The organism is Falsibacillus albus (genome assembly GCF_003668575.1).
In the GTDB taxonomy this organism is placed as follows: domain Bacteria; phylum Bacillota; class Bacilli; order Bacillales; family DSM-25281; genus Falsibacillus; species Falsibacillus albus.
In genome coordinates, this window is sequence record NZ_RCVZ01000014.1 from 53,936 (window position 1) to 80,252 (window position 26,317).

Genomic DNA, 26,317 nt, shown 5'->3' on the forward strand with positions numbered 1-26,317 from the left:
TGTGAAAATGTTTGAATTTTTTATAAAATATTTCAATTCCTACTATTTTTCTTGTAGAATAGAAGTATATGAAGCGTTTTCAATATGGGGGCAATTTGTCCCTTTCTTTTTTAACCTATGTCGAGCGAGCGTTCAGTCAAGATTTTGTAAGCGTTTACCTAAAGTGTGTTTAATGACAGGAAAAGGAGAGATTCTTTATGGGGAAAACAGTCATTATCAGCGGTGCACGTACACCATTCGGAAAGTTGGGGGGCGGCTTGAGTTCCATGACCGCATCTGAACTGGGCGGCATCACGGTCGCAGAATCATTGAAAAGAGCTGGGGTACAGCCTGATCAAGTGGAGGAAGTCATCTTGGGTTCGGTGCTCCAAGGCGGCCAGGGACAGATCCCTTCCAGACAGGCTGCGCGCCATGCCGGGTTGCCGTGGGAAGTAAAGACGGAAACGATCAATAAAGTCTGCGCATCCGGAATGAGGAGCGTCACATTGGCGGATCAAATCATTCGTGCGGGCGATGGCGAAGTGATCGTGGCAGGCGGAATGGAATCGATGTCCAATGCGCCATATGTTCTTCCGAAAGCGAGATGGGGCTTCAGGATGGGTGACTCAACGGTGAAGGATTTAATGATTCACGATGGATTGACTTGCTCATTTAATGGGGTACATATGGGCACCTATGGGAATTCGACGGCAAGAGAGTTTGAGATTACGAGAGAGCAGCAGGACGAATGGGCGCTTAGAAGCCATCAGCGTGCGGTCAAGGCGATGGAAGAAGGTGTTTTTGCCGAGGAAATCGTACCTGTCAGCATTCCGCAAAGAAAAGGCGATCCGATTGTCGTAAGCCAGGATGAGGCGCCAAGAAAGGATACATCGATTGAAAAGCTTGCGAAGCTTTCATCCGTGTTCGACCACGATGGGACCATCACGGCAGGGAATGCCCCTGGTGTCAATGACGGGGCGGCAGCGATGCTGTTGATGAGCGAGGAAAGGGCAGCGAAGGAAGGAAAGACGCCACTAGCGACAATTTTGGCACATACTGCCCTCGCGGTGGAAGCAAAGGACTTCCCGCAGACCCCAGGACTTGTCATCAATGAGCTTTTGAAGAAAACAGGTAAATCATTGGATGAAATCGATTTGTTTGAAATCAATGAAGCATTTGCAGCGGTTTCCTTGGCAAGCAGCAAAATTGCCGGGCTTGACCCGGAGAAAGTGAATGTCAATGGCGGGGCAATAGCATTGGGGCATCCGATCGGTGCATCTGGAGCACGCATTATATTGACGCTTGCCTATGAGCTGAAAAGACGCGGCGGCGGATTCGGAATCGCAGCGATTTGCAGCGGCGGCGGCCAGGGAGATGCCATCATGATTGAGGTTCCGAAGTCGGAGTGAGCCTGGATTTTGAATCGAATTTTAATAAATGAGTCTTGCTTGGAAAAAAAGCATGACCAAAGGAAGTTATCGAAAAAGGCGTTGATTGGAGCAGAAGGTGCGAGAGGCGCCGAAATCAACCTTGAACAGCCTATATGAAAATAACCTTTGAAAAACGTGTACCACTACCATTGGGGAGGAAGACAAAATGAATATCAAAAAAGTGATGGTCATCGGTGCCGGTCAAATGGGCTCCGGAATCGCGCAAGTCTGTGCACAGGCCGGCTATTCGGTCATTTTGAATGATTTAAAAGAGGAATTCCTGGAGCGGGGAATGGGAGTCATTACGAAGAACCTTTCCCGCAGCGTGGAAAAGGGACGCATGACCGAGGATGAAAAGAATGCCGCAATATCCAATCTGACGAAGTCGACGGATCTGCAGGATGCCGAAAACGTGGATATCGTGATCGAAGCCGCAGTTGAAAACATGGAGATCAAAACGAAGATCTTCGCACAGCTCGATGAAATAGCACCAGCCCATGCCATCCTTGCATCGAATACATCGTCACTGCCGATCACTGAAATAGCGGCAGCAACCAAGCGGCAAGAACAAGTCATCGGTATGCACTTCATGAATCCGGTGCCGGTCATGAAGCTTGTCGAAATCATCCGCGGCCTTGCGACGACGGATGAAGTATATCAGGCCATCGAGGACATGACGAAGTCGCTTAAAAAAGTACCTGTGGAAGTGAACGACTTTCCGGGCTTCGTCTCCAACCGCATCTTGATGCCGATGATCAACGAAGCCATCTACACGTTGTATGAAGGAGTCGCAACCGTGGAGGCGATCGACGAAGTGATGAAGCTCGGCATGAACCATCCGATGGGGCCGCTCACATTGGCTGATTTTATCGGACTCGATACGTGCCTGTACATCATGGAGACGCTTCATGAAGGCTTCGGGGACGACAAATACCGTCCATGCCCGCTCCTGCGCAAATATGTCAAAGCCGGCTGGATCGGGAAAAAATCGGGCAGAGGATTCTATAGCTACAGCTAAGCGTTAGCTGGCGTACGGGTCGTGTAAAGGTGAGTCGAATGGTGTCGATTGGCCGATATCTACTCCATTTTGGCTGATATATCAAAAAAACGGCTGATATATTATCGAATTTGGCTGATATATTAAAAAATTGACCGATAAATCTACTATTTTGGCCGATATCCGAACTCAATCAGATCAATCCAACTTGAAATGGCTGATTTCGAGACTAAAATGAGGATCTTTTCACCAAATTGATCCAAGCCCGTTTAAAAAGATAAAAAAACGAACAAAGGGATGTTGCGTCACCAAGCTTGTCAGCAACAGGAGGGAGAAACATGGATTTACGATTAACAGAAGAGCAGAACATGATGCGGAAAATGGTCCGTGATTTTGCTGAAACGGAAATAGCTCCATTCGTTGAAAGAATGGAGGCAGGGGAATTTCCGCGGGACATCATCAAGAAGATGGCTGGATTGGGCCTGATGGGAATCACGTCGCCTGAAAAATACGGCGGCGCGGAAATGGATTTCCTCTCATACATCATCGCGATCCATGAATTGTCAAAAGTCAGTGCGACTGTCGGGGTCATCCTTTCCGTCCACACATCGGTCTGCACGAATCCGATCCTATATTTCGGAACGGAAGAACAGAAGCAAAAGTATGTCACCAAGCTTGCGTCAGGTGAATATTTAGGGGCATTTTGCCTGACGGAACCGAGCTCGGGATCGGATGCTGCCAGTCTTAAATCAAGGGCAGTAAAAAAAGATGATCATTATATCATCAACGGCTCGAAGGTGTTCATCACCAATGGGGGAGAAGCCGATGTGTACATCGTGTTCGCTTTGACGAATAGAGAGGAAGGCAGCAAGGGGATATCCGCATTTATCGTGGAAAAAGGCACCCCGGGACTTGTGATCGGAAAAGATGAGCATAAGATGGGGTTATATGGATCACGTACGGTTCAGCTCACCTTTGAAGATATGAAAGTACCAGTGGAAAACCTCCTCGGTAATGAAGGGGAAGGCTTTAGGATCGCGATGGCCAATCTCGATGTCGGACGGATCGGAATTGCGGCGCAAGCGTTGGGGATCGCGGATGCCGCATTTGAAAAATCCGTTGAATATGCGAAGGAACGCCAGCAATTCGGTAAGCCGATCGCTGCCCAACAAGGGATCGGCTTCAAACTCGCGGACATGGCAACGAGCGTGGAAGGGGCAAGACTCTTAGTCTATCAGGCTGCAGAACTTCGGGCAAAAGGCGAGCCATGCGGCAAGGAAGCTTCGATGGCCAAACTGTTTGCATCAAGGGCGGCTGTCGAGGTATCCACAGAAGCAATCCAGGTGTTTGGAGGCTACGGATACACGAAGGAATACCCGGTGGAAAGGTACTTCCGGGACGCTAAAATTACGGAAATCTATGAAGGAACAAGTGAGATACAACGGATCGTTGTATCGAAGCACTTATTGAGATAAGCTGTTTTCGCAAAGATTGTGATGTTGATTGGAGCAGCAGGTGCGAGACTACTGAGGGATTAGCCGGTCAGGTGAGACCCCGCATGCGGAAGCCGAGCAGGCTCACCGCACGCCCCTCGGAAAACGAGCGTCCTGCCGTGGAAATCCAACTTGCCAACCTTGATGAATAGCAACAACTTTATGAATAGAGCCTTTAAATAAACCAACTGCAAGAATAATAGATTCTAAACATACGGAGGAATGGTCATGAATTTTCGATTATCAGAAGAACACGAAATGCTTAGAAAAATGGTCCGCGATTTTGCCGTGAATGAAGTGGCACCGACTGCTGCTGAAAGAGATGAAGAAGAACGCTTCGACCGTGAAATCTTTGACAAAATGGCCGAGCTTGGCTTGACGGGGATTCCTTGGCCGGAAGAATACGGAGGCATCGGCTTTGATTATTTGGCTTACTGCATTGCAGTCGAGGAATTGTCGCGTGTGTGCGCATCGACAGGAGTGACGCTTTCGGCGCACACTTCCTTAGCGGGGTGGCCGATTTATAAGTTCGGTTCAGAAGAGCAAAAGCAAAAATATTTAAGGCCGATGGCGCAAGGTGAAAAAATCGGTGCTTACGGATTGACGGAGCCGGGTTCAGGATCGGATGCAGGCGGAATGAGAACAACGGCGCGTGAAGACGGGGATCATTACATTTTAAACGGTTCAAAAATCTTCATCACAAATGGCGGAATTGCCGATATTTATGTCGTGTTCGCTTTGACAGATCCATCCCAAAGACAGCGCGGGACAACAGCATTCATCATTGAAAGCGGCTTTGAAGGATTTTCAGTAGGGAAAAAAGAAAAGAAGCTCGGAATCCGTTCCTCTCCGACAACCGAAATTATTTTTGAAGACTGCCGCGTGCCGAAAGAAAACATCTTGGGAGAAGTAGGGGAAGGCTTCAAAATTGCCATGATGACACTGGATGGTGGACGCAACGGCATTGCAGCCCAAGCGGTCGGCATCGCACAAGGCGCCCTTGATGCATCAGTCAATTATGCCAAGGAACGCCAGCAATTCGGCAAACCGATCGCTGCGAATCAAGGCATTTCTTTCAAACTGGCTGACATGGCGACAGGCATAGAAGCATCAAGATTATTGACCTACCAAGCAGCGTGGCTTGAATCTGAAGGGCTTCCATACGGAAAAGAATCGGCGATGTCGAAGCTCCTTGCAGGCGATACAGCCATGAAGGTGACGACAGAAGCCGTTCAAGTATTCGGCGGCTACGGCTATACAAAGGACTACCCGGTCGAACGCTTCATGCGAGACGCGAAAATCACGCAAATCTACGAAGGCACACAAGAAATCCAACGCCTGGTCATCTCAAGAATGCTGACGAAATAGAAAAGCGGAGGGACCCTTCTTATCGCCGTTTAAGCTGGACTGACCCGAGTGAGATAAAGGAAACACAAAGGCGCTAGCCTTTGATGTTGACTTATCGTAGACGAGGGGAGGGAAGCTTACTAGGCGATAGGGTCCCGGAGCTAGACAAATAGAAAAGCGGAGCCGGCTTGATCAGAGGCGAAGAGATTAAAAGGAACAAAGGCTAATTTCGCCACGTCCTGTGGCAACGCCTTTGCTAGTACTTCCTGTACGTCGGAGATAAAGGAAACACGATGAGCGTCAGCGAATCGATGTTGACTTATCGTAGACACGATGAGGGAAATCTCACAGCCTCTAGCCGGTGGAGCTAGACAAGTAGAAAAGCGGAGGCAGCTAGCCCAGAGGCGATGATCGAAGCGGGAGGTGCGAGATTCCGGAGGGATAAGCGGTCCAGGTGAGACCCCACAGCGAAGCGAGGAAAACTTCGGCGGATGTTCGATTAAGTTCGGCACGTCCCTGTGCCAACATCGAACGACCTCACTTCCTGTGAGGCCACTCGGAAAGCATGCAACCTGCAGCGGCAATCCACTGTCATCAAGTTTTGGCACCTAGCAAAAAAACAAAATGAAAAAAGCCTTTCGAAATCAGTCAAAAACAAACAGGGGTATGTTTCGATATATAGATAGCAGCATCGTAAGAACAAAGGGAATGGATGGGACGACGAACAAAAAGAAGCTTTTAGATGTTAGTCAAGGTGAACGGATCCGGAGACGAAGTTGGGGGACTTCGTCTTGTCCTGAAGGGAGAAAAGAAAGCAGAGGCGGTCGATATTTTGAATAAAAAACGAGAAGTCCATGCTTCCGTCAAGGATGAACGCCTGGTCATGAAAAGAAGGGATCAGATGATAAGAGGCGCAGTTTCTCTTTTTAAGAAAAAGGGATTCCACCGCACGACAACAAGAGAAATTGCCCGCGCGGCCGGCTTCAGCATCGGTACTTTATATGAATATATCCGGACGAAGGAAGATGTGCTTTATTTGGTCTGCGACAGCATCTATGATCAAGTCCGCGACAGGCTGCTCGGGATGGATACGAGCCAGGGGACACTCGAGAGCCTGAAGCTTGGCATCGCCTACTATTTTAAAATCATGGATGAAATGCAGGATGAAGTGCTCGTCATGTATCAGGAAGTAAAATCGCTGACAAAGGACGCTTTGCCATATGTATTGAAGAAAGAGCTGGAAATGGTGGGGATGTTTGAATCACTCATCCGCAATTGTGTAACCAATGGTGAGTTGGAAATTCATCCGAATCATATTCATATGCTTGCCCATAACATTTTCGTCCAAGGACAGATGTGGGGCTTTAGGAGATGGGCGCTCCGGAAGGAATGCTCGATTGAACAATATATAACCATTCAAACAGATTTATTGTTTTCAGGAATAAAGGGGTACCAAAAACCTGTTGGAACAGGAGGAGAACGATGAGTAACGTAGAGGTATATAAACCAAAGCATCATGTTCGGTTTGTGACGGCTTCAAGTTTATTCGACGGCCACGATGCATCCATCAACATTATGAGGAGGATCCTGCAGTCAAGCGGTGCAGAAGTCATCCATCTCGGGCACAACCGGTCTGTCGAAGAGGTTGTCCAGGCTGCGATTCATGAGGATGCCCAAGGGATTGCGATTTCTTCCTATCAAGGCGGTCACGTTGAGTATTTTAAATATATGTATGACCTTTTGAAAGAAAAAGGGGCATCCCATATCCGCATATACGGCGGAGGCGGTGGGGTCATCATCCCGCGCGAAATCAAGGAGCTTCACGATTACGGCATTTCAGGGATCTTTTCGCCTGAGGATGGGAGAAACCTTGGCCTTCAAGGGATGATCAATAAAATGGTGGAGGAGTGCGACTATCCGACAGTCACAGATGACATCCGCCAGAAAATTGACGACTTGAAGGAGGGCAACGTTCCGACCATATCCAAACTGATTACCTTGGCGGAATATCAAATCGGCGATAATAAGGAGGCTGCCGCGGCGGCGGAATCCGTTTTTGCCGAAGTCCGTACACTCGCCAAGTCCGTTCCGGTTGTCGGGATTACCGGTACCGGAGGAGCGGGGAAAAGCTCTTTGACGGATGAGCTGATCCGTCGTTTTATCAACGAAATCCCCGACAAGAAAGTCGCGGTTCTGTCCATCGATCCGACGAAGCAAAAAACCGGTGGAGCGCTCCTTGGAGACCGGATCCGCATGAACGCCATTTCTTCCCCGCGTATTTACATGCGCAGCTTGGCAACAAGGGGATCGAAATCCGAGCTGTCGCTTGCGATCAAAGATGCCATCAGTGTCGTGAAAGCAGCTGACTATGATTTGGTCATCGTTGAAACGAGCGGGATCGGCCAGGGCGATGCAGAAATCACGGACATCTGCGACCTTTCGATGTATGTGATGACGAGTGAATTCGGTGCACCGTCACAGCTGGAAAAAATCGATATGATCGATTTCGCAGATCTGATCGTCATCAATAAGTTTGAACGAAAAGGTTCTGAGGATGCAAAGAGCCAGGTGCAAAAGCAATATCAGCGCAGTCATATGCTGTTCGACAAGGACCTTGGCGATATGCCGGTATACGGCACGATTGCCAGCCAGTTCAACGATCCGGGGACAAATGCTTTATTTGCAGCCTTGGTGGAAAAAATAAATGAGAAGGTCGGCCTTGATTGGAATGTCCCTTTCTCTAAAAATGTCAAAGTGGAAAAACAGAATGTCATCATCCCGAACAATAGACGCTACTATTTAAGGGAGATTTCCGATACTGTCCGGAACTACCATAAGGATGCCGAGGAGCAAGTACGGCTTGCCCGGAAAATGTTCCAGCTGGAGGGTGCCATTTCTGCAGTAAATGAGAAGGAAACCAACAGTGAAATCGCGGCTTCGCTTGAGGCGCTGAAAAAAGATGTCCAGGAGAAATTGACGCCACAATCGAAAAAGGTGCTGAGCAGCTGGAAGGAATTAAAAGAAAAATACAGCGGCAAGGAATTCGTCACGAAAATCCGCGACAAGGAAATCGTGACGGAGCTGACGGTGAAAAGCTTGTCTGGCCTGGATATCCCGAAAGTATCCCTGCCGAAATATGAAGACTACGGCGAAATTCTTCGCTGGGTCTATAAAGAAAATGTACCGGGCTCATTCCCGTATACAGCAGGCGTATTCCCGTTCAAGCGCAAAGGAGAAGACCCGAAGCGCCAATTTGCGGGGGAAGGAACGCCGGAAAGGACGAATCGCCGTTTCCATTACTTATCCAAGGACGATGATGCGAAGCGATTGAGCACGGCGTTTGACTCCGTGACACTGTACGGGGAAGATCCCGATCACCGTCCGGATATTTATGGGAAGGTCGGCGAAAGCGGTGTCAGCATCTGTACGCTTGAGGATATGAATAAGCTGTACGCCGGATTCGATCTTTGCCATCCGTCGACGTCCGTATCGATGACGATCAATGGACCGGCGCCGATCATTCTGGCGATGTTCATGAACACAGCGATTCAGCAGCAAATCGTCAAAAGAGAAGAAGAACTAGGGCGTTCCTTGAATGCCGAAGAGTTTGATGAAGTGAAGGCGATGACGCTGAAAACGGTCCGCGGCACGGTTCAGGCTGACATTTTAAAAGAAGATCAAGGTCAGAATACGTGCATCTTCTCAACAGAATTTGCGTTAAGGATGATGGGGGACATCCAGGACTACTTCATTGGAAATCAAGTAAGGAACTACTATTCCGTTTCCATTTCCGGTTACCATATCGCTGAAGCGGGTGCCAATCCGATTTCCCAATTGGCCTTTACTCTCGCAAATGGCTTTACGTATGTGGAATACTACTTGAGCAGAGGCATGAACATCGATGACTTCGCACCGAACTTGTCATTCTTCTTCTCAAACGGACTCGATCCGGAATATACCGTGATCGGCCGTGTTGCCAGAAGGATTTGGGCAACCGTCATGAAAAACAAATATGGTGCGAATGAGCGCAGCCAAAAGCTGAAGTATCATATTCAAACATCAGGGCGCTCACTGCACGCACAGGAAATCGACTTCAATGATATCCGCACGACGCTGCAGGCGTTGATGGCGCTCCAGGATAATTGCAACTCGCTCCACACGAATGCGTATGATGAAGCGATCACCACCCCGACGGAAGAATCGGTCCGCCGTGCGATGGCGATTCAAATGATCATTACGAAGGAGCATGGCTTATCGAAAAATGAAAACCCGCTGCAAGGATCATTCATCGTCGAAGAGCTGACAGACTTGGTCGAAGAAATGGTGCTGCAGGAATTCGAACGGATCAATGACCGCGGCGGTGTATTGGGTGCGATGGAAACGCAGTACCAGCGTGGAAAGATCCAGGAAGAGTCCATGTACTACGAAATGAAGAAGCATACGGGCGAACTGCCGATCATCGGGGTCAACACGTACTTGAATCCGAATCCGCCGTCCGAAGATGAAATGAACAGCATGGAATTGGCGCGTGCCACTAAAGAGGAAAAAGAAACACAAATCGAGAATCTGCGCTCCTTCCAAGAGGCGCATAAGGGCGAAACAGAAGCGGCAATCGCCAAACTGAAGCAAACGGCTGTTTCAGGAGGCAATATTTTTGCTGAATTGATGGAAACCGTTAAGGTGGCCAGCCTTGGTCAAATCACCCGTGCCCTGTACGAAGTTGGGGGACAATACAGAAGGAACATGTAAGATCATTTAATTTGCCGGCTTGTGGAGGAATACGCTCCACAAGCTTTTTTTAAGTTGGACTGCATAGTGCATAGTGGGGCGACTGTATCTGAATATATGGGGTTTGTCGAAAAACGTTATTCGACAAATTGTCATTAACCAGTCTCGATATTTCCAAAATATCTTAGCAGCCTATTCAAAATCCCTTCGTTGACTCAAAAAAATATGGAAATGCCTCTAAAAGCGGAATCTCGGACGGATATTAAAGTGATATTGGGCAGGAAATAGTAATAAAGAAGTGTTAAAGCGGAATTTTTGTTGAAATATCATGTGAGCATTCATGAATATCAGCGAAAATAACTGATATATCTGCGAAAACTTTAATTTATCTACGAAAATGCACGATTTATCTTCGAAATTTCCGATATATCGATTATTCTACTATTTTCGACAATTTTCGCCAGTCCTCAGATCTCAGCCCTCAGCCCACCTGGAGACATACCGACAAATCGTATTATTTTTCACACCAAAATACACCAATTTCAAGTTTTTAACAAAAAATGATGCCAATTTGCAAACAAGACCTTTATAATTTTAAGAGATTGGCAATAATGAATCTGGTGAACTGTATGTTTGGAAGTGAAACGATGAAGAAGCTGTTTCTACCTGTGATGATTGTGGTATTTTTGCTCGGTACATATTATCTGTATCCACTGCAGCTGGGAGCAATACCGTTCTTGTTGGCTTCGATATATTTTTTCTACGCCGCTATAAAACAGACAAGGCTGGATCGGAAACGGAAAGGTGAAAAATCTGAACGAGGGCAACCAAAAAAAAATAGGAAAAAAATCAAGTAAATGCGGCATACATCTAGCATAAATGTTTTACATTTGTTTATAATGGTTTATATGTATTCTATTAAGATTGAATAGTTATGCCCTTTTTTACTCTGAAATAATAGAGTGTTAAATAGAGAAAGGAAGTGCGGGATTTGAAATTAGCGCAATTATCAAAAGAAGAAGTAAAGGAAATGTCCTTTATTGAATTAGCATTTACAATTTTAGATGAAAAGAAACAACCGATGACATTCCAGGAGATCCTCAATGAAATCGCAAGCCACCTAGAGCTTAAGAAAAATGAGGTTCGTTCAAGAATGGTTCAATTCTATACAGATTTGAATGTGGATGGACGCTTCATTACATCCGGTGAAAACCGTTGGGGTCTTCGTGCTTGGTATCCAGTCGATCAATTGGAGGAAGAGACGGTTCCGACAATTAAACCGAGAAAGAAAAAGGCAAAAAAAGTTGTCGATGAAGATCTTGAGCTAGAAGAACTCGAAGATGAAGATCTTGATTACGATGATCTTGACGACTTTGAGGAAGAAGATCTTGCGGATGACGATGATGATGACGACGATGATGATTTCGATGACATCGATGAAGATGAAGAGGATATCGATGATGAGCTTATCGAAGATGAGGAATATGATTTAGATGACGATGAGGAAAGTGAAGATCTTGAGGAAGAAGAGGAAGAATTTGACGACGAAGAAGAGGAAGAAGATTTATAATCCTCTTGACTTATCCATCTTACGAAGTTAGTATTTTATTTGGGCTCCCTAAAAAGGGACAGATGAACGTGACTATAACGCTCCCACTACTTTTGTCAGTGGGGCGTTTTTCGTTTTTTTACCCCTATTTTTTCATTTTTTAGATTATGATAAATCAGTTTTGCTGATTCTATAGTAGAACAGGTGACCAACAGAAAGGGGAAGCAGACATGACGAAGTATATCTTTGTTACAGGCGGTGTAGTATCTTCATTAGGAAAAGGTATTACCGCTGCATCTTTAGGACGTTTATTGAAAAACCGCGGTTTAAGCGTGACTATTCAAAAGTTTGATCCATATATCAACGTCGATCCGGGAACGATGAGTCCTTACCAGCACGGAGAGGTATTCGTGACGGATGACGGGGCGGAGACGGATTTAGACCTTGGCCACTATGAGCGTTTTGTCGATATTAATTTGACTAAATACAGCAGTGTGACGACAGGGAAAATCTACTCAACCGTCTTGAAGAAAGAACGCCGTGGAGACTACTTGGGCGGAACGGTCCAGGTCATCCCGCATATCACCAATGAAATCAAAGAGCGTGTTTTCCGCGCTGGCCGTGAAACGAATGCAGATGTGGTCATCACGGAAATTGGCGGAACTGTTGGAGATATTGAATCCCTTCCGTTCCTGGAAGCGATCCGCCAAATCAAAAGCGACACTGGACGCGATAATGTCATGTACATCCATTGTACGTTGGTGCCGTACATCAAGGCTGCCGGCGAAATGAAAACGAAGCCGACCCAGCATAGTGTCAAAGAATTGAGAAGCCTCGGCATCCAGCCAAATGTGATCGTCGTCCGGACGGAAATGCCGATGTCCCAGGATATGAAGGACAAAATTGCTCTATTCTGCGATATTGATGAAAATGCTGTCATCGAGGCACGCGATGCCGATACATTATATTCTGTTCCTCTTTCACTGCAAGAACAAAAGCTCGACCAAATCACAGTCGATCATTTGAAACTTGAGGCGCATGATGCGGATATGACAGAGTGGAAAAACCTTGTCGAGAAGGTTACACATCTACAAGGAAAAACGACGATCGCATTGGTCGGAAAATATGTGGAACTTCAAGATGCTTATATTTCAGTCGTAGAAGCATTGAAGCATGCAGGCTATGCATTTGATTCCGATATCGATATCAAATGGATCAATTCAGAGCATGTCACTGCAGAAAATGTAGAAGACTACCTTCATGATGCGGATGGAATTCTGGTTCCTGGCGGCTTCGGAGATCGTGGCATCGAAGGGAAAATTTTAGCGACGAAGTATGCGCGTGAAAACAAAGTTCCATTCTTCGGGATTTGCCTTGGCATGCAGCTTGCGACTGTGGAATTTGCGCGCCACGTACTTGGCTATGAAGGTGCCCACTCAGCTGAGATTCAGCCGGAAACGAATTATCCAATGATCGATCTGCTTCCTGAGCAAAAGGATATTGAAGATCTTGGCGGTACGTTAAGACTTGGATTATATCCATGCAAACTGATTCATGGCACAAAAGCACATGAAGCATATGAAGATGAAGTGGTATACGAACGCCATCGCCATCGCTATGAGTTCAACAATCACTACCGTCAGCAAATGGAAGATGAAGGCTTCATATTCTCTGGTACAAGCCCGGACGGCCGTTTGGTGGAAATCATTGAGCTCAAGGATCACCCATGGTTCCTTGCATCCCAATTCCACCCGGAATTCACTTCTCGTCCAACAAGGCCGCAGCCGTTGTTCCGTGAATTCATCAAAGCTTCCATCGAAAATCAAAAGTAATGCACAAAAGGGTGACAGGCACCATCCAGATTCTGGATGGTGCCTGTCACCCTTATTTTATTTCAGATTGTTTTTGGCGAGCTTGATGAGCTCCTGAACCATGCTTCCGCCGATGCGGCCGCCGACTTTTCCGGCTTCTTCGGATGTGAGTTTTCCGTTGTAGCCTTTCTGTAGCGGGATGCCCTGTTCTTTTGCTGCTTCATATTTTGCATCCTGGGGATCCATTGTCCCGGTCACGCGCGCCTTCAATTGATCAAGGGCCTGCCGTGCTTCCGGAACGAGGATTTTATTTTTTCGCGCCATACAAATGACCTCCTTTTTAAAAAAGTTGCAATGATAAAACTTGATGTTTTTTAGATTTTTCAAGCTGTTGATTGAAGCGGAAGTGCCAGACTCCTGAGGGCTCACCACTCACGAGCATCCTGCAGCGAAAATCAACTTTATATCCTTGATATTGCTTTCATGCACCGCATATTTTTAGCATGTCCACGATCACCCAAAATGTAAATAAATTAAAAAATATGAATTTTTTTATAAAAAGAATATTGACAATTATTGTGACTATATTTAGTATTACCATTATCGTATGCGAAAATTGAACGACCCAAATTAAATACCTCTTATAAAGAGTTGGCTGAGGGACTGGCCCGATGACGCCCGGCAACCTACCGTTTTATTGCGGAAAGGTGCTAAATCCTGCAGGAGTGAATCCTGGGAGATAAGAGTTAGGTTAGAATATCAGCCTCTTTTCCCTAGGGAAAAGAGGCTTTTTTATTTGATCCAGCGTTTCATAAGCCGGCATGGGATGCGAGGGTCGCTCAGTAATGAAAGCGATGTAAATTTTGAATGTGGGGGAGAAAAAAGTGAGAAAACGAATATCATTATTGTTCATCAGCTTGATCGTGCTAACGGGGTTGTTGTCAGCCTGCCAGCCAAAAGGAGAAACCGATGCAGCAGCTAACAACGTTTCGAAGGATAATCCATTGGCGAATAAGCGAATTGCGCTTATCATGCAGCTCAACCTTGGGACCTTTTCAGCACAGTACATAGCAGGGGTGAAGGAGCAGGCAGCGAAATTCGGTGGCCATGTCACCGTGTTCACCTCTGATGGCGATTTGGCCAAGATGTCATCGAACCTCGATGCCGCCATCAACCAAAAGTTCGATGGCATCCTAATTGACCATGGAACAAGCGAAGCGCTTCAATCAGGGGTCAAAAAGGCGGTTGATCATAAAATCCCTGTCGTTGTCTTTGATGCCGACATTGCAGAAAAAAATGTCACGGTCTTGGAGCAGGGCGATCAAAAAATGGCGGAAATGTCCCTTGATCAATTGGCAAATGATATCGGAGGCAAAGGGAACATCGTGAAAATATGGGTGGCAGGCTTTGCACCGATGGAGAGACGGCAGGTCGCTTATCAGGATTTCCTGCAAAAGCATCCTGACATTAAAGAAATCGCTGCTTTTGGGGCAGCCACCGAAAATACAGCGTTGGATACACAGTCTCAAATGGAAGCCATCCTCAAACAATACCCGCATAAAGGGGATATCAAAGCGGTGTGGGCAGCATGGGATGAATTCGCGAAAGGGGCTGCAAGGGCGATCAAACAGGCAGGCAGAACAGAAATCAAAGTCTATGGCATTGATTTGAGCGATGAAGATCTGCAGCTCATCCAGGATAAAACAAGTCCATGGGTGGCTTCCGCTGCGGTCGATCCAAAAGACATCGGAAGAATTCAGGTGCGTTATTTGTATCAACGGCTTCATGGTGATCAACCCTCTGAAAAAGTTGTGTTGAATCCGGTATTTGTGAAGCGGGATCAGCTTCCGGAAAAATCCGTCACGACTGATCAATTATCTCAATATGTTGATGGCTGGGGAGCGAGTGAACAAGGATACACGGATTATCTTAAGGAGTTGGAAAACGGAATGTAAATCAAGAAGCAAACTAGCAGGAGGATGATGAGACAATGCTTTTAAAAATGAAAAACATTCATAAATCCTTCTCGGGTGTAAAGGCGTTGGCAGGAGCGCATTTTGAAGTGCGGGAAGGGGAAGTGCATGCCTTATTAGGGGCGAACGGGGCAGGGAAAAGCACGCTCATGAAAATCCTGGCGGGTGTCTACCAGATCGACAGCGGCACGATTGAAATAAGGGGGAGGGAAGCGGCTGCCGCATCTCCCCGTGATGCGCTGGAGGCGGGCGTCCACTGTGTATATCAAGAAGTCGATACGGCCATCGTCCCTGAGTTGACGGTTCTGGACAATTTAATGCTCAATCAGATCGTTGCCCAAAGGAAATGGTTCCTTTCCAAGAAAGGGATGAAGAGAGCAGCTTTGGGAGCATGGGAGCAGCTGAATGGAACCCATATCCCCCTCGATGAAAAAGCAGAGCACCTATCCCTTGCGGATAAGCAGCTTCTTCTGATTGCAAGAGCCGTGATTCAAAATGCAAAAATCGTGATTTTGGATGAGCCGACAGCCCCCTTGAGCATGGAGGAAACAGAACGTCTCGTGAAGGTGATCGAGATACTCAAGAAAAATGGCGTCGGCTGTATTTTCATTTCGCACCGGCTTCCTGAAGTATTTGCGATCTCGGACCGATTGACCGTCATGCGGGATGGGAAGACGATATCCACCCACAAAACAGACGAGGTGGAAGTGGACCAGGTGATTCAGGAAATGCTCGGCAAGGAGCTACAGGAAAAGGAACGTCGTTTTAAAAGAAAAATAAGCGAGCAGCTTTTGAGCGTGAAGGAAATCAGCGACGGTGAAAATGTGAAAAATGTCTCTTTTTCAATCGGCAAGGGTGAAGTTGTGGGGATTGCCGGCCTTGTCGGAGCGGGGAAAACGGAACTGGCTAAGCTCTTGTTCGGAGCAGCTCCTCTTAAAAGCGGGGAAATCATTCTCCATGAACGGAAGGTGCATTTTCGAAGTCCGGCGGATGCCATTCGTTCGAAAATTGTCTTGGTTCCGGAAGAGCGAAGGAAAGAAGGATTGTTCTTGGAGGAATCTTTGATTAAGAACATAACCTTCCCTAATCTAAAGCGGTTTTCAAGCTCATTGTTTTTTTCAAAGGAAAAGGAACGATTTTTTACGGAGAAGGTCATCTCTGATTTAAACATCAAGGCGAACAGCACTAAAACGGAAGTGAAGTTTTTGAGCGGAGGAAACCAACAAAAGGTCGTCATCGGAAAATGGTTCTCCCATGATGCAGATCTGATGGTATTCGATGAACCAACCAAAGGTGTGGATGTCGGGGCGAAGCAGGAAATCTTTCAAATCATCGAAGAGTTTGCTTCTCAGGGGAAAAGTGTCATCTATTGTTCATGTGAAATGGCGGAGCTTTTAAAGGTGGCCGACCGCATCCTTGTTATGTTTGACGGGGAAATCGTAAAGGAACTGGCAAACGAAGATGCGACACAGGAGAAACTGCTGCTCTATGCGAGCGGCGGAAAGGAAGAACAGCATGAAGGAAAAGTACATTCCCTTTCTATTTAAATATGGGGCGGCGGCCTTGATGGTCGTTGTCATTATTTATTTCAGTGTGATCAATTCCAATTTTTTAACGTACGGAAATTTGTCCGATATTCTCAGGTCGATTTCCATCGTGACGTTGCTGGCCATCGGGGTCACATTTACATTGATCGTCAATGGATTCGATTTGTCCGTCGGGTCGACCATGTCTCTCTCCACAGTCATTACGGCATCCTTGATGGTATGGTATGAGATGCCGCTTTGGATGGTATTGATCCTGCCGATCTTTGTCGGGGTGGCAGTCGGTCTTTTTAACTCCCTGCTGATCGTGAAAATCGGCATCCCCGATCTTTTGGCGACGCTTGGAACCATGTATGTCGTTTCCGGGATACATCGCACGTATACGGAAGGATACTCCATTTACAACTATATGCCCCTTGTCAGCGGAGGAAAGGCACCAGGCGCATTTTATTCCTCATTCCTCTGGCTCGGACAGGGGAAATGGCTTGGAATACCTGTCCCCGTCATATTCATGGTGCTCTTTGTCGTCATCGTACATATCATTCTTCAACATTCCCGCTGGGGACGGATCCTTTATATGACTGGCGGAAATGAGGAAGCTGCCCACCTGTCTGGCGTCCGGGTGAAAAAGGTGAAGATGATTGCCTATATCGTTTCGGGCATATTTGCGTCGCTTGCTGGGATTTTATTTACAGCGAGGGTGGGGTCCGGGCAGATCGATGCAGGCTCGCCGCTGTTGATGGAAGCAGTTGCATCGGTTTTTGTCGGGTTCTCCTTTTTAGGGGCAGGCAAACCGAATATCATCGGGACATTCTTTGGGGCAGCCTTGATCGGGGTTCTGCTGAACGGCCTGACGATGCTCAACCTTCCATATTATGCATTTGAAATCGTCAAAGGTTCAGTCCTGCTATCGGCGCTTGCCGTCACATACGTCCATGCCAAACGAAAATAGACATAAGAAGCCCTCCCCTTTTGGTGCCTGTCACCTGTAGGGGAGGGCTGATCTGGATCAGTATTCTTCGAGCATTTCGTTGATGGTGAATTTAAGGCCGAAGTAGAGGTAGAGGCCAGCCATGCTGGAAGGGAAGCCGATTCGCTCGCCATTTTCATCCGGGAGCATCCCTTTGATCACCTTCGTATCTAGGTGTACATCTGCCATGGAGGTCAAATCCTCACCTTCCACTCCTTTTACAGCTCCGGAAATGGCAGCAAACGGAATGCCTTCTTCTTTGAGCTTCTTCGCCAGCGACATAGCTTCCTCATCCGTCGAAAGCCTGCTCGCAATCAAAACGCGGTCTGCTTCGGTCAAGGCGGTTTGATCATCCAAGAGCGCTGCATTTGTAAGCGGCTCGGCTCCTTGGATCGCTTCCAATTCCAATGCGCCCATTTCACCAAAGCCTTTTACATAAATTTTCCCTTCACCTACGACGGCCTGAGCCAACAGGCGCGCGCCATCTTCTATTTGAAATTCTTCTTTATCGTGAATTCGATTGAACAATCCCGTCATTTGGGTCGTAAACATTTTCAGCATAAAATACAGACACTCCTTTATAACACCGTAGTAATTCTGTATTTATTATAGGTGCTACAGGCGTGATAGGCAAAATATCATAACGATGGAATGAAAAAAGGATACGGATGACAACTGGAAAAACATTTATTTTTTCATAAGACTGTTTACGCGAAGATTGTGGTTGGGAAATTTTATTATTTGGTGGTGACGCGAGACTCGGGGGCTCGGGCAGCCCCTCGGAAAGCGAACATTCTGCAGGGGAAATCCACTTTACTCACTTTTTGAAAATAAAAGAGAGCCCGGGATGTCTAGAATCCTCCCCGCTTTTTCGTCCAGTGAACGATTCAAAGGGGGAAGATCAATTCTCCATATTATGAAAAATAAACTAAACGGAACAGGCAATAGGAACCCTGTTCGTCACCCTATTTGTCAAAATTAGTCGGTAATTGTAAGAAGGAAAATCAAGCAGAAAAGGAGAAGTATTCCTTTGGAAGAAATGAAAATATATTCGAGTCTTTTTCAGACGCTTAAAATCCTATAGAATATGGTTAAAGAGGGGGATGACATGAAAGAGAAAATTTTAATCGTAGATGATCAATTCGGTATCCGTATCCTATTAAACGAAGTGCTTCAAAAAGAAGGCTACCAAACCTTTCAAGCGGCGAATGGTGTCCAGGCGCTGGATATCGTTACGAAGCATTCACCGGATCTTGTTTTGCTCGATATGAAAATTCCTGGTATGGATGGAATTGAAATCCTGAAAAGAATGAAGGTGATCGACCAGGATATCCGGGTCATCATCATGACGGCATATGGGGAATTGGATATGATCCAGGAAGCCAAAGACCTTGGCGCCCTTACACATTTCGCAAAACCATTCGATATTGACGACATTCGCAGTGCGGTGAAAAAACACCTTCCATTGAAGTCAAACGGATAAATTGAAAGAATATAAAAAATAGTACTTCTTTTTGTATTCGTGCTTGTTCATTGGTAAAAATAACGGTTATTTGGTATCATACAAAATGATATTAAATGATATTTATTTAGTCTATTGAACTTTAATCAGCATGTACATGAAGTGTATGTTCTGATGATTTGAGTTAAAGATGGACAGCACTTAGTACAAATAAGGAGGAAGTCATAATGCCTTTAGTTTCCATGACTGAAATGCTAAACAAAGCAAAAGACGGAGGATATGCCGTTGGACAATTCAACCTTAACAACCTTGAGTTCACTCAAGCAATCCTTCAAGCAGCACAAGAAGAAAAATCTCCAGTAATCCTTGGAGTATCTGAAGGTGCAGGACGTTACATGGGTGGTTTCAAAACAGTTGTAAAAATGGTTGAAGGGTTATTGGAAGATTATAATATCACAGTTCCTGTTGCCATTCATTTAGACCATGGCTCCAGCTATGATAAATGTAAAGAAGCAATTGATGCTGGATTCACTTCAGTAATGATCGATGCTTCACATCACCCATTCGAAGAAAACATTGAAACAACTTCTCAAGTTGTTGAATATGCACACTCCAAAGGTGTTTCAGTTGAAGCTGAATTAGGCACTGTTGGTGGACAAGAAGATGATGTTATTGCGGACGGCGTTATCTACGCTGACCCGAAAGAGTGCCAAGAATTGGTTGAGCGCACTGGCATCGATACACTTGCACCTGCATTGGGATCTGTTCACGGCCCTTACAAAGGCGAACCAAACCTTGGATTCAAAGAAATGGAAGAAATCGGTGCAGCAACTGGTGTGCCTTTAGTTCTTCACGGCGGAACTGGAATCCCGACAAAAGATATCCAAAAAGCCATTTCTTACGGAACAGCTAAAATCAATGTAAATACTGAAAACCAAATCGCTTCTGCGAAAAAAGTGCGTGAAGTACTTGCTGCAGACAGCGAAATGTATGATCCCCGCAAATATATGGGACCTGCACGTGAAGCGATTAAAACAACAGTAATCGGTAAAATGCGTGAATTCGGTTCTTCAGGTAAAGCTGAATAATTAAGGTCCTTTTGAGACCTTTTCCAAAAGCAGAATTTGCTTATATATAATGGCTTTATGAAGCTTTGAATCGAAACCGCCTTACATCTGCAAGGCGGTTTCCGTTCATTTTACTCATTTATGAGCCCTTTCTACTATAAAAAACATCTTTTTACTCAAAGATGATTGTTTTTTATTGTTTACTTAAGCATAGTTCATTCTATGATGTTGATCGGAGCGGAAGGCGCGAGACTCCGGAGGGATCAAGCGGGCAATGTTGGACCCCGCAGCGGAGCGAGGAGAAGTAAGGAGGATGTTCGATTAAGTTCGGCACATCGTGTGCCAACATCGAACGACCTCACTTCGTGTGATGCCCCCGGAAAGCGAGCGTCCTTCCGCGGAGATCAACCTTACTCAAGTTTTGGGTAATTGCAAAAACCTATGAAAAAATTTTAAAAAGTACGCTTCAAAAAGATTGAATATTTCGTCGAAAGGGGACAGGAATCATGAAATTTTTTATTGATACAGCGAATATGGAGGAAATCAAGCAAGCCTATGAGCTCGGTGTACTTTCTGGGGTAACGACGAACCCATCATTGGTCGCGAAGGAAAAGGATGTATCATTCCATGACCGCCTGAAGGACATTACTGCCCTGGATTTTGAATCTGTCAGTGCAGAGGTCATTGCAACGGATGCAGAAGGGATGATCAAAGAGGGAAGAGAGCTTGCCCAAATTGCCCCATCCATTACAGTCAAGGTTCCGATGACACCGGAAGGACTCAAAGCGGTCAATGTATTTTCCAAAGAAGGAATTAAAACGAATGTCACGCTTGTCTTCAGCGCAAATCAAGCTTTATTGGCTGCAAGAGCAGGAGCGACTTATGTATCGCCATTCCTTGGCAGGCTGGATGATATCGGGCATGATGGCCTTGAACTCATCTCAAAGATCGCTGATATTTTTGCGATTCATGGTTTGGAAGCAGAAATCATCGCTGCGTCGATCCGCCACCCGCAGCATGTGACGGAGGCTGCATTGAGAGGCGCCCATATTTCGACTATCCCGCATAAAGTATTGATGCAATTATTCAATCATCCATTAACGGATAAAGGGATTGAAGCGTTTTTAAAGGATTGGAACAACCGATAGGATAAGCTGCTTACAGAGTAGATTTAGTGGGGGAATTGACCTGCGAGGGAGCTCGAGACTCAGGATGGATCACCACCCGCCCCTCGAAAGCGAGCATCCTGCAGCGGAAATCAACCTTACTCATATTGCAACTAACCTTACGAATAGAACCTTATGAAAAATCTAAAAATTTTCCACTTTACAGGAAAATGGTAGGATTTTATCAAAAAAATCATTTTTCTATACATGAAAAGGGAAAAGTTGTATACACTAAGGAAAATGATAATGTCGAATTATGCCAATCTGTTATGGTAAATAATACCTATTTAACAGATCAAACATGATTTGGAAGGGAGTTTACAATGGAAAAGCTCAAAATTGCCGGTGGATATCCATTAAAAGGAACGATTAAAGTCAGCGGAGCAAAAAACAGTGCAGTCGCATTGATTCCTGCCACCATTTTGGCCGATTCCCCTGTAAGCATTGAAGGACTTCCGGAGATTTCGGATATCCAAATGCTTCAATCCTTGCTGGAAGACATCGGAGGCAAGGTTCAGTTTAAAGATGGTGAAATGACAGTCGATCCAGCCAATATGATTTCCATGCCGCTTCCAAACGGAAAGGTCAAAAAACTTCGTGCATCCTATTATTTAATGGGGGCCATGCTCGGCCGTTTCAAAAAAGCGGTGATCGGTCTTCCTGGCGGATGCCATCTTGGCCCGCGTCCGATCGACCAGCACATTAAAGGTTTTGAAGCATTAGGTGCTCAGATCACGAATGAACAAGGCGCCATTTATTTGCGCGCAGATGAACTGATCGGCGCCCGCATCTACCTGGATGTCGTCAGTGTCGGAGCGACGATCAATATCATGCTCGCAGCCGTAAGGGCGAAAGGTAAAACGATCATCGAAAATGCGGCAAAAGAACCGGAAATCATCGATGTGGCCACATTATTGACCAACATGGGCGCCAAAATCAAAGGCGCGGGAACGGATGTCATCCGGATTGAAGGAGTGGATCAGCTCCACGGATGCCGTCACACGATCATCCCCGACCGAATCGAAGCAGGAACGTTCATGATCTTGGGCGCTGCTGTCGGTGAAGGTGTGCTGATCGACAATGTCATTCCATTACATATGGAATCGCTTACAGTAAAACTTCGTGAAATGGGTGTTCCGATCGACACGGGTGAAGAGCAGATCTTTATCGGGAAATCGGACAAGCTGAAGCCGGTTGACGTCAAAACACTTGTGTACCCTGGCTTCCCGACAGATTTGCAGCAGCCATTCACCTCGCTTTTAACAAGAGCGGTTGGTTCAGCGGTTGTGACGGATACCATTTACTCCGCGCGGTTTAAGCATATTGACGAACTTAGGCGGATGAATGCCAACATCAAAGTTGAAGGGCGTTCGGCGATCATTCATGGACCGATTCAATTGCAAGGTGCAAAAGTGAAGGCGAGCGACCTACGTGCAGGAGCGGCTCTGGTCATTGCCGGTTTGATGGCCGAAGGAATAACGGAAGTGACAGGATTAGAACACATCGACAGAGGATATAGCAGTCTTGTAGAGAAATTAAATGGCCTCGGTGCCACGATTTGGCGAGAATCATTAACTAAGGAAGAAATTGAACAATTTAAAAGTTCATAAGATAACCCATGAATCGCTTTAATGTGTTACAATAAACGAGTAATTGTGTTATACGATTAAACCAATAAAAAACGTTTATGTGATACAGGAGGCAGAAACCATGGAGAGAAGTTTATCGATGGAACTTATTCGCGTGACAGAGGCGGCTGCACTTGCTTCAGCCCGCTGGATGGGAAGAGGGAAAAAAGACGAAGCGGATGACGCAGCCACTTCTGCGATGCGCGATGTTTTTGATACCGTCCCAATGAAAGGAACCGTTGTCATCGGTGAAGGTGAAATGGATGAAGCGCCTATGCTTTACATAGGGGAAAAACTCGGGACAGGCTATGGTCCGCGAGTCGATGTTGCAGTCGATCCATTGGAAGGGACGAATATTGTCGCTTCTGGCAGCTGGAATGCACTGGCTGTCCTTGCGGTTGCCGATCACGGAAATCTTTTGCACGCACCGGATATGTATATGGATAAAATTGCGGTCGGTCCTGAAGCGGTGGGACAGATCGATATCAATGCATCCGTCCTTGATAATTTAAAAGCAGTGGCCAAAGCAAAAAACAAAGACATTGAAGACGTAGTGGCGACAGTATTGAACCGTCCGCGTCATGAGCATATCATCAGCCAGCTTCGAGAAGCGGGCGCGCGGATCAAGTTGATTAATGACGGTGATGTGGCGGGTGCCATCAATACCGCTTTCGATCATACCGGCGTCGATATCTTGTTTGGATCAGGTGGAGCACCCGAGGGAGTCATTGCTGCGGTCGCATTGAAATGCCTCGGCGGGGAAATCCAAGGGAAATTGCTTCCGCAAAACGACGCTGAGCATCAGCGCTGCCTCTCCATGGGCATCGATGTCAACAAAATCTTGCGGATGGAAGACCTGGTCCGCGGTGATGATGCCATCTTTGCAGCTACGGGTGTGACCGATGGTGAATTGCTTAAGGGCGTCCAATTCAAAGGCTCATATGGCTCTACCCATTCACTGGTCATGAGGGCGAAATCAGGAACGGTCCGCTTCATTGACGGCCGGCACAGCCTTAAGAAAAAACCAAATCTAGTCATAAAGCCATAATGAGATGACTCAGGAAGAATGGACTGCTATTATTAAGCGATTTCCTGATGGAAATTCATAATAGAGTGTTTACTGGAGCGGAATGCGTGAGACTCTGGAGGGAACAGCGGCGATGACGAGACCCCGCTGCGAAGCGAGGAGGCTCACACGGTTGGCCCACGAAACGAGCATCCTTCCACGGAAATCAACCGCACATTTTACGAAGTGCCTTGAAGTCTATTCTTGCTGCTGGATAAAAAAACAGCATTCCATTCGAGTCATTAAAAGAAATTAGTATTTCAGTCATGAAAATCTTATAAATTTGTGAAGATTGGACGGATTTTATGGAATTCGTCCATCTTTTCCTTCCTTTTTATTGATTCTTTTCTGTTAATATGGTTAAAATAGATATTGTTTATTTTAAAGGCTCCATTCCATACGAAGGCAGTCTTTTTTACAGAGAGAAAACCAACACTGCATACTCAAACACTTCAGAAACTTCACTTTCTTCATATCCTTATTCGACTTTAGCCCAATCCATCCATATTTTTATTCTGAACAGCCATTTTATTTATATGGTGGAACACGAAAATTTAAAAGAGTGGTGTCAAAATGGAAGAACTAACGATATACGGACTTGAGAATTTAAAGCTCAAGGAACTTTACGAGCTTGCAAAAAAATTCAAAATCTCGTATTACAGCAAACTGACAAAAAAAGAATTGATATTTTCTATTTTAAAAGCAAGAGCTGAGCAGGAGGGCTTTTTCTTTATGGAAGGCGTCCTCGAAATCATTCAATCAGAAGGCTTTGGATTCCTTCGGCCAATCAATTATTCACCTAGCTCCGAGGATATTTATATCTCTGCGTCGCAGATCCGAAGATTCGATTTGCGCAATGGGGACAAAGTATCCGGTAAAGTGCGCCCTCCAAAGGAAAACGAACGATACTACGGACTCCTTCATGTTGAAGCGGTAAATGGGGAAAACCCTGAATCTGCGAAGGAACGCGTTCATTTCCCTGCCCTTACACCTTTATACCCTGATCGACAAATCAAATTGGAGACAACACCACGAAACTTATCCACAAGAATCATGGATTTAGTGACACCTGTAGGTTTTGGACAGCGCGGATTGATCGTTGCACCGCCAAAAGCAGGTAAGACAATGCTTTTGAAGGAGATTGCCAATGCAATCACGACAAACAACCCTGAAGCTGAGTTGATCGTCCTGCTTATCGATGAGCGTCCAGAGGAAGTAACGGACATAGAGCGGTCGGTTGATGCGGAAGTGGTAAGTTCCACCTTTGACGAGGTCCCGGAAAACCACATTAAAGTGGCAGAGCTCGTTTTGGAAAGGGCGATGCGCCTTGTTGAGCATAAACGCGATGTCGTCATTCTGATGGACAGCATCACAAGGCTTGCTCGAGCATACAACCTTGTCATCCCGCCGAGCGGAAGGACATTGTCAGGCGGTATCGATCCGGCTGCATTCCACCGTCCGAAACGATTCTTCGGTGCTGCCCGCAATATTGAAGAAGGCGGAAGCTTGACCATATTGGCGACGGCCCTGGTTGATACCGGTTCCCGCATGGATGATGTCATCTATGAGGAATTCAAAGGTACAGGAAACATGGAGCTTCATCTGGATCGATCCCTTGCTGAGAAACGCATCTTCCCTGCGATGGACATTCGCCGTTCCGGTACACGAAAAGAAGAACTGCTTATGCCGAAGGACAAATTGGATAAGCTTTGGGCGATTCGCAAAGCAATGTCCGATACACCGGATTTTGCAGAAAAATTCCTGCGTAAGTTGAAGCAATCGAAAAATAATGATGAGTTTTTCGAAAACTTGAGTGAAGAATTGAAGGCGAAAAGAAACGCCAAAAACTCCTGATAAAATCCAGTATTTGTTATTATGAACTTGTTCTTTGCAGATATTACGATGTTGCAATTCGACATTTTCCTTGTTATAATGAAGTCAATGTGTTCGAATATGAATGTGGTAAGGGGCTGTCGCGGAACGAATCTTTCCTCGGAAAGTAAAAGGCTCAACAAGGCTTTGGCGTTCCATTTCAGCACTAGCTCATATCACATTGCCGATATAGAACTCTGTCTCAGATGATTCAGGGCGGAAGGAGATGAAAAGA

19 protein-coding genes and 1 riboswitch are annotated in these 26,317 nt (G+C 46.0%); of the genes, 17 read left to right on the forward strand and 2 right to left on the reverse strand.

What is annotated here, in order from left to right; all coding sequences use genetic code 11:
• The first annotated feature begins 197 nt into the window (after positions 1-197).
• The 8 genes from D9X91_RS17385 (at position 198) to D9X91_RS17425 (ending at position 13,355) form a co-directional block, all read left to right on the forward strand.
• Positions 198-1,388, forward strand: coding sequence for an acetyl-CoA C-acetyltransferase (locus tag D9X91_RS17385; RefSeq protein ID WP_121681926.1), 1,191 nt, complete (start codon positions 198-200; stop codon positions 1,386-1,388).
• Between the two features lie 187 nt (positions 1,389-1,575).
• Positions 1,576-2,427, forward strand: coding sequence for a 3-hydroxybutyryl-CoA dehydrogenase (locus D9X91_RS17390; protein ID WP_121681927.1), 852 nt, complete (start codon positions 1,576-1,578; stop codon positions 2,425-2,427).
• Positions 2,428-2,744: 317 nt separating this feature from the next.
• On the forward strand, positions 2,745-3,881 hold the full coding sequence (locus D9X91_RS17395) for an acyl-CoA dehydrogenase (RefSeq protein ID WP_121681928.1): 1,137 nt from the start codon (positions 2,745-2,747) through the stop codon (positions 3,879-3,881).
• 246 nt (positions 3,882-4,127) lie between these two features.
• On the forward strand, positions 4,128-5,267 hold the full coding sequence (locus D9X91_RS17400; RefSeq protein ID WP_121681929.1) for an acyl-CoA dehydrogenase: 1,140 nt from the start codon (positions 4,128-4,130) through the stop codon (positions 5,265-5,267).
• 862 nt (positions 5,268-6,129) lie between these two features.
• Complete coding sequence (locus tag D9X91_RS17405) at positions 6,130-6,732, forward strand: TetR/AcrR family transcriptional regulator (protein ID WP_407644206.1); 603 nt, start codon at positions 6,130-6,132, stop codon at positions 6,730-6,732.
• On the forward strand, positions 6,729-9,995 hold the full coding sequence (icmF, locus tag D9X91_RS17410) for a fused isobutyryl-CoA mutase/GTPase IcmF (protein WP_121681931.1): 3,267 nt from the start codon (positions 6,729-6,731) through the stop codon (positions 9,993-9,995). The genes D9X91_RS17405 and icmF overlap by 4 nt, the downstream gene beginning before the upstream one ends.
• A 961-nt stretch (positions 9,996-10,956) precedes the next feature.
• A complete protein-coding gene (gene rpoE / locus D9X91_RS17420; protein WP_325050534.1) occupies positions 10,957-11,544 on the forward strand; it encodes a DNA-directed RNA polymerase subunit delta in 588 nt (195 codons plus the stop codon).
• A 209-nt stretch (positions 11,545-11,753) separates the two neighbouring features.
• Complete coding sequence (locus D9X91_RS17425) at positions 11,754-13,355, forward strand: CTP synthase (RefSeq protein WP_121681934.1); 1,602 nt, start codon at positions 11,754-11,756, stop codon at positions 13,353-13,355.
• Between the two features lie 57 nt (positions 13,356-13,412).
• Here D9X91_RS17425 and D9X91_RS17430 read toward each other — a convergent pair whose 3' ends face one another.
• Complete coding sequence (locus D9X91_RS17430; RefSeq protein ID WP_121681935.1) at positions 13,413-13,658, reverse strand: alpha/beta-type small acid-soluble spore protein; 246 nt, start codon at positions 13,656-13,658, stop codon at positions 13,413-13,415.
• Positions 13,659-13,972: 314 nt separating this feature from the next.
• Positions 13,973-14,080: riboswitch (SAM riboswitch) on the forward strand.
• A 138-nt stretch (positions 14,081-14,218) separates the two neighbouring features.
• Between D9X91_RS17430 and D9X91_RS17435 the strand changes: the two genes are divergently transcribed.
• The 3 genes from D9X91_RS17435 to D9X91_RS17445 are packed head-to-tail and all read left to right on the forward strand — an operon-like array spanning position 14,219 to position 17,803.
• The gene (locus tag D9X91_RS17435) at positions 14,219-15,289 is read left to right on the forward strand and encodes a sugar ABC transporter substrate-binding protein (RefSeq protein WP_121681936.1); all 1,071 of its coding nucleotides are present in this window, start codon (positions 14,219-14,221) and stop codon (positions 15,287-15,289) included.
• Between the two features lie 35 nt (positions 15,290-15,324).
• Positions 15,325-16,854 (forward strand): sugar ABC transporter ATP-binding protein, encoded by a 1,530-nt coding sequence (locus D9X91_RS17440; RefSeq protein ID WP_121681937.1) that lies wholly within the window; start codon positions 15,325-15,327, stop codon positions 16,852-16,854.
• Positions 16,823-17,803 (forward strand): ABC transporter permease, encoded by a 981-nt coding sequence (locus D9X91_RS17445; protein ID WP_121681938.1) that lies wholly within the window; start codon positions 16,823-16,825, stop codon positions 17,801-17,803. The genes D9X91_RS17440 and D9X91_RS17445 overlap by 32 nt, the downstream gene beginning before the upstream one ends.
• Positions 17,804-17,860: 57 nt before the next feature.
• Here D9X91_RS17445 and D9X91_RS17450 read toward each other — a convergent pair whose 3' ends face one another.
• Positions 17,861-18,382 carry a DUF2529 domain-containing protein gene (locus D9X91_RS17450; protein ID WP_121681939.1) on the reverse strand — a complete coding sequence of 174 codons (522 nt, stop codon included), beginning with the start codon at positions 18,380-18,382 and terminating at the stop codon, positions 17,861-17,863.
• Between the two features lie 547 nt (positions 18,383-18,929).
• Here D9X91_RS17450 and D9X91_RS17455 point away from each other — a divergent pair.
• The 6 genes from D9X91_RS17455 (at position 18,930) to rho (ending at position 26,064) form a co-directional block, all read left to right on the forward strand.
• Entirely contained in the window at positions 18,930-19,304 is a 375-nt protein-coding gene (locus D9X91_RS17455; protein WP_121681940.1) for a response regulator, read from the forward strand.
• 206 nt (positions 19,305-19,510) lie between these two features.
• A complete protein-coding gene (locus D9X91_RS17460) occupies positions 19,511-20,371 on the forward strand; it encodes a class II fructose-bisphosphate aldolase (RefSeq protein WP_121681941.1) in 861 nt (286 codons plus the stop codon).
• Between the two features lie 485 nt (positions 20,372-20,856).
• A complete protein-coding gene (gene fsa, locus D9X91_RS17465) occupies positions 20,857-21,498 on the forward strand; it encodes a fructose-6-phosphate aldolase (RefSeq protein ID WP_121681942.1) in 642 nt (213 codons plus the stop codon).
• Positions 21,499-21,839: 341 nt separating this feature from the next.
• On the forward strand, positions 21,840-23,126 hold the full coding sequence (locus D9X91_RS17470) for a UDP-N-acetylglucosamine 1-carboxyvinyltransferase (protein ID WP_121681943.1): 1,287 nt from the start codon (positions 21,840-21,842) through the stop codon (positions 23,124-23,126).
• A 100-nt stretch (positions 23,127-23,226) separates the two neighbouring features.
• Entirely contained in the window at positions 23,227-24,192 is a 966-nt protein-coding gene (glpX, locus tag D9X91_RS17475; RefSeq protein ID WP_121681944.1) for a class II fructose-bisphosphatase, read from the forward strand.
• Positions 24,193-24,783: 591 nt separating this feature from the next.
• The gene (gene rho, locus D9X91_RS17480; RefSeq protein ID WP_121681945.1) at positions 24,784-26,064 is read left to right on the forward strand and encodes a transcription termination factor Rho; all 1,281 of its coding nucleotides are present in this window, start codon (positions 24,784-24,786) and stop codon (positions 26,062-26,064) included.
• The last annotated feature ends 253 nt before the right edge of the window (positions 26,065-26,317 follow it).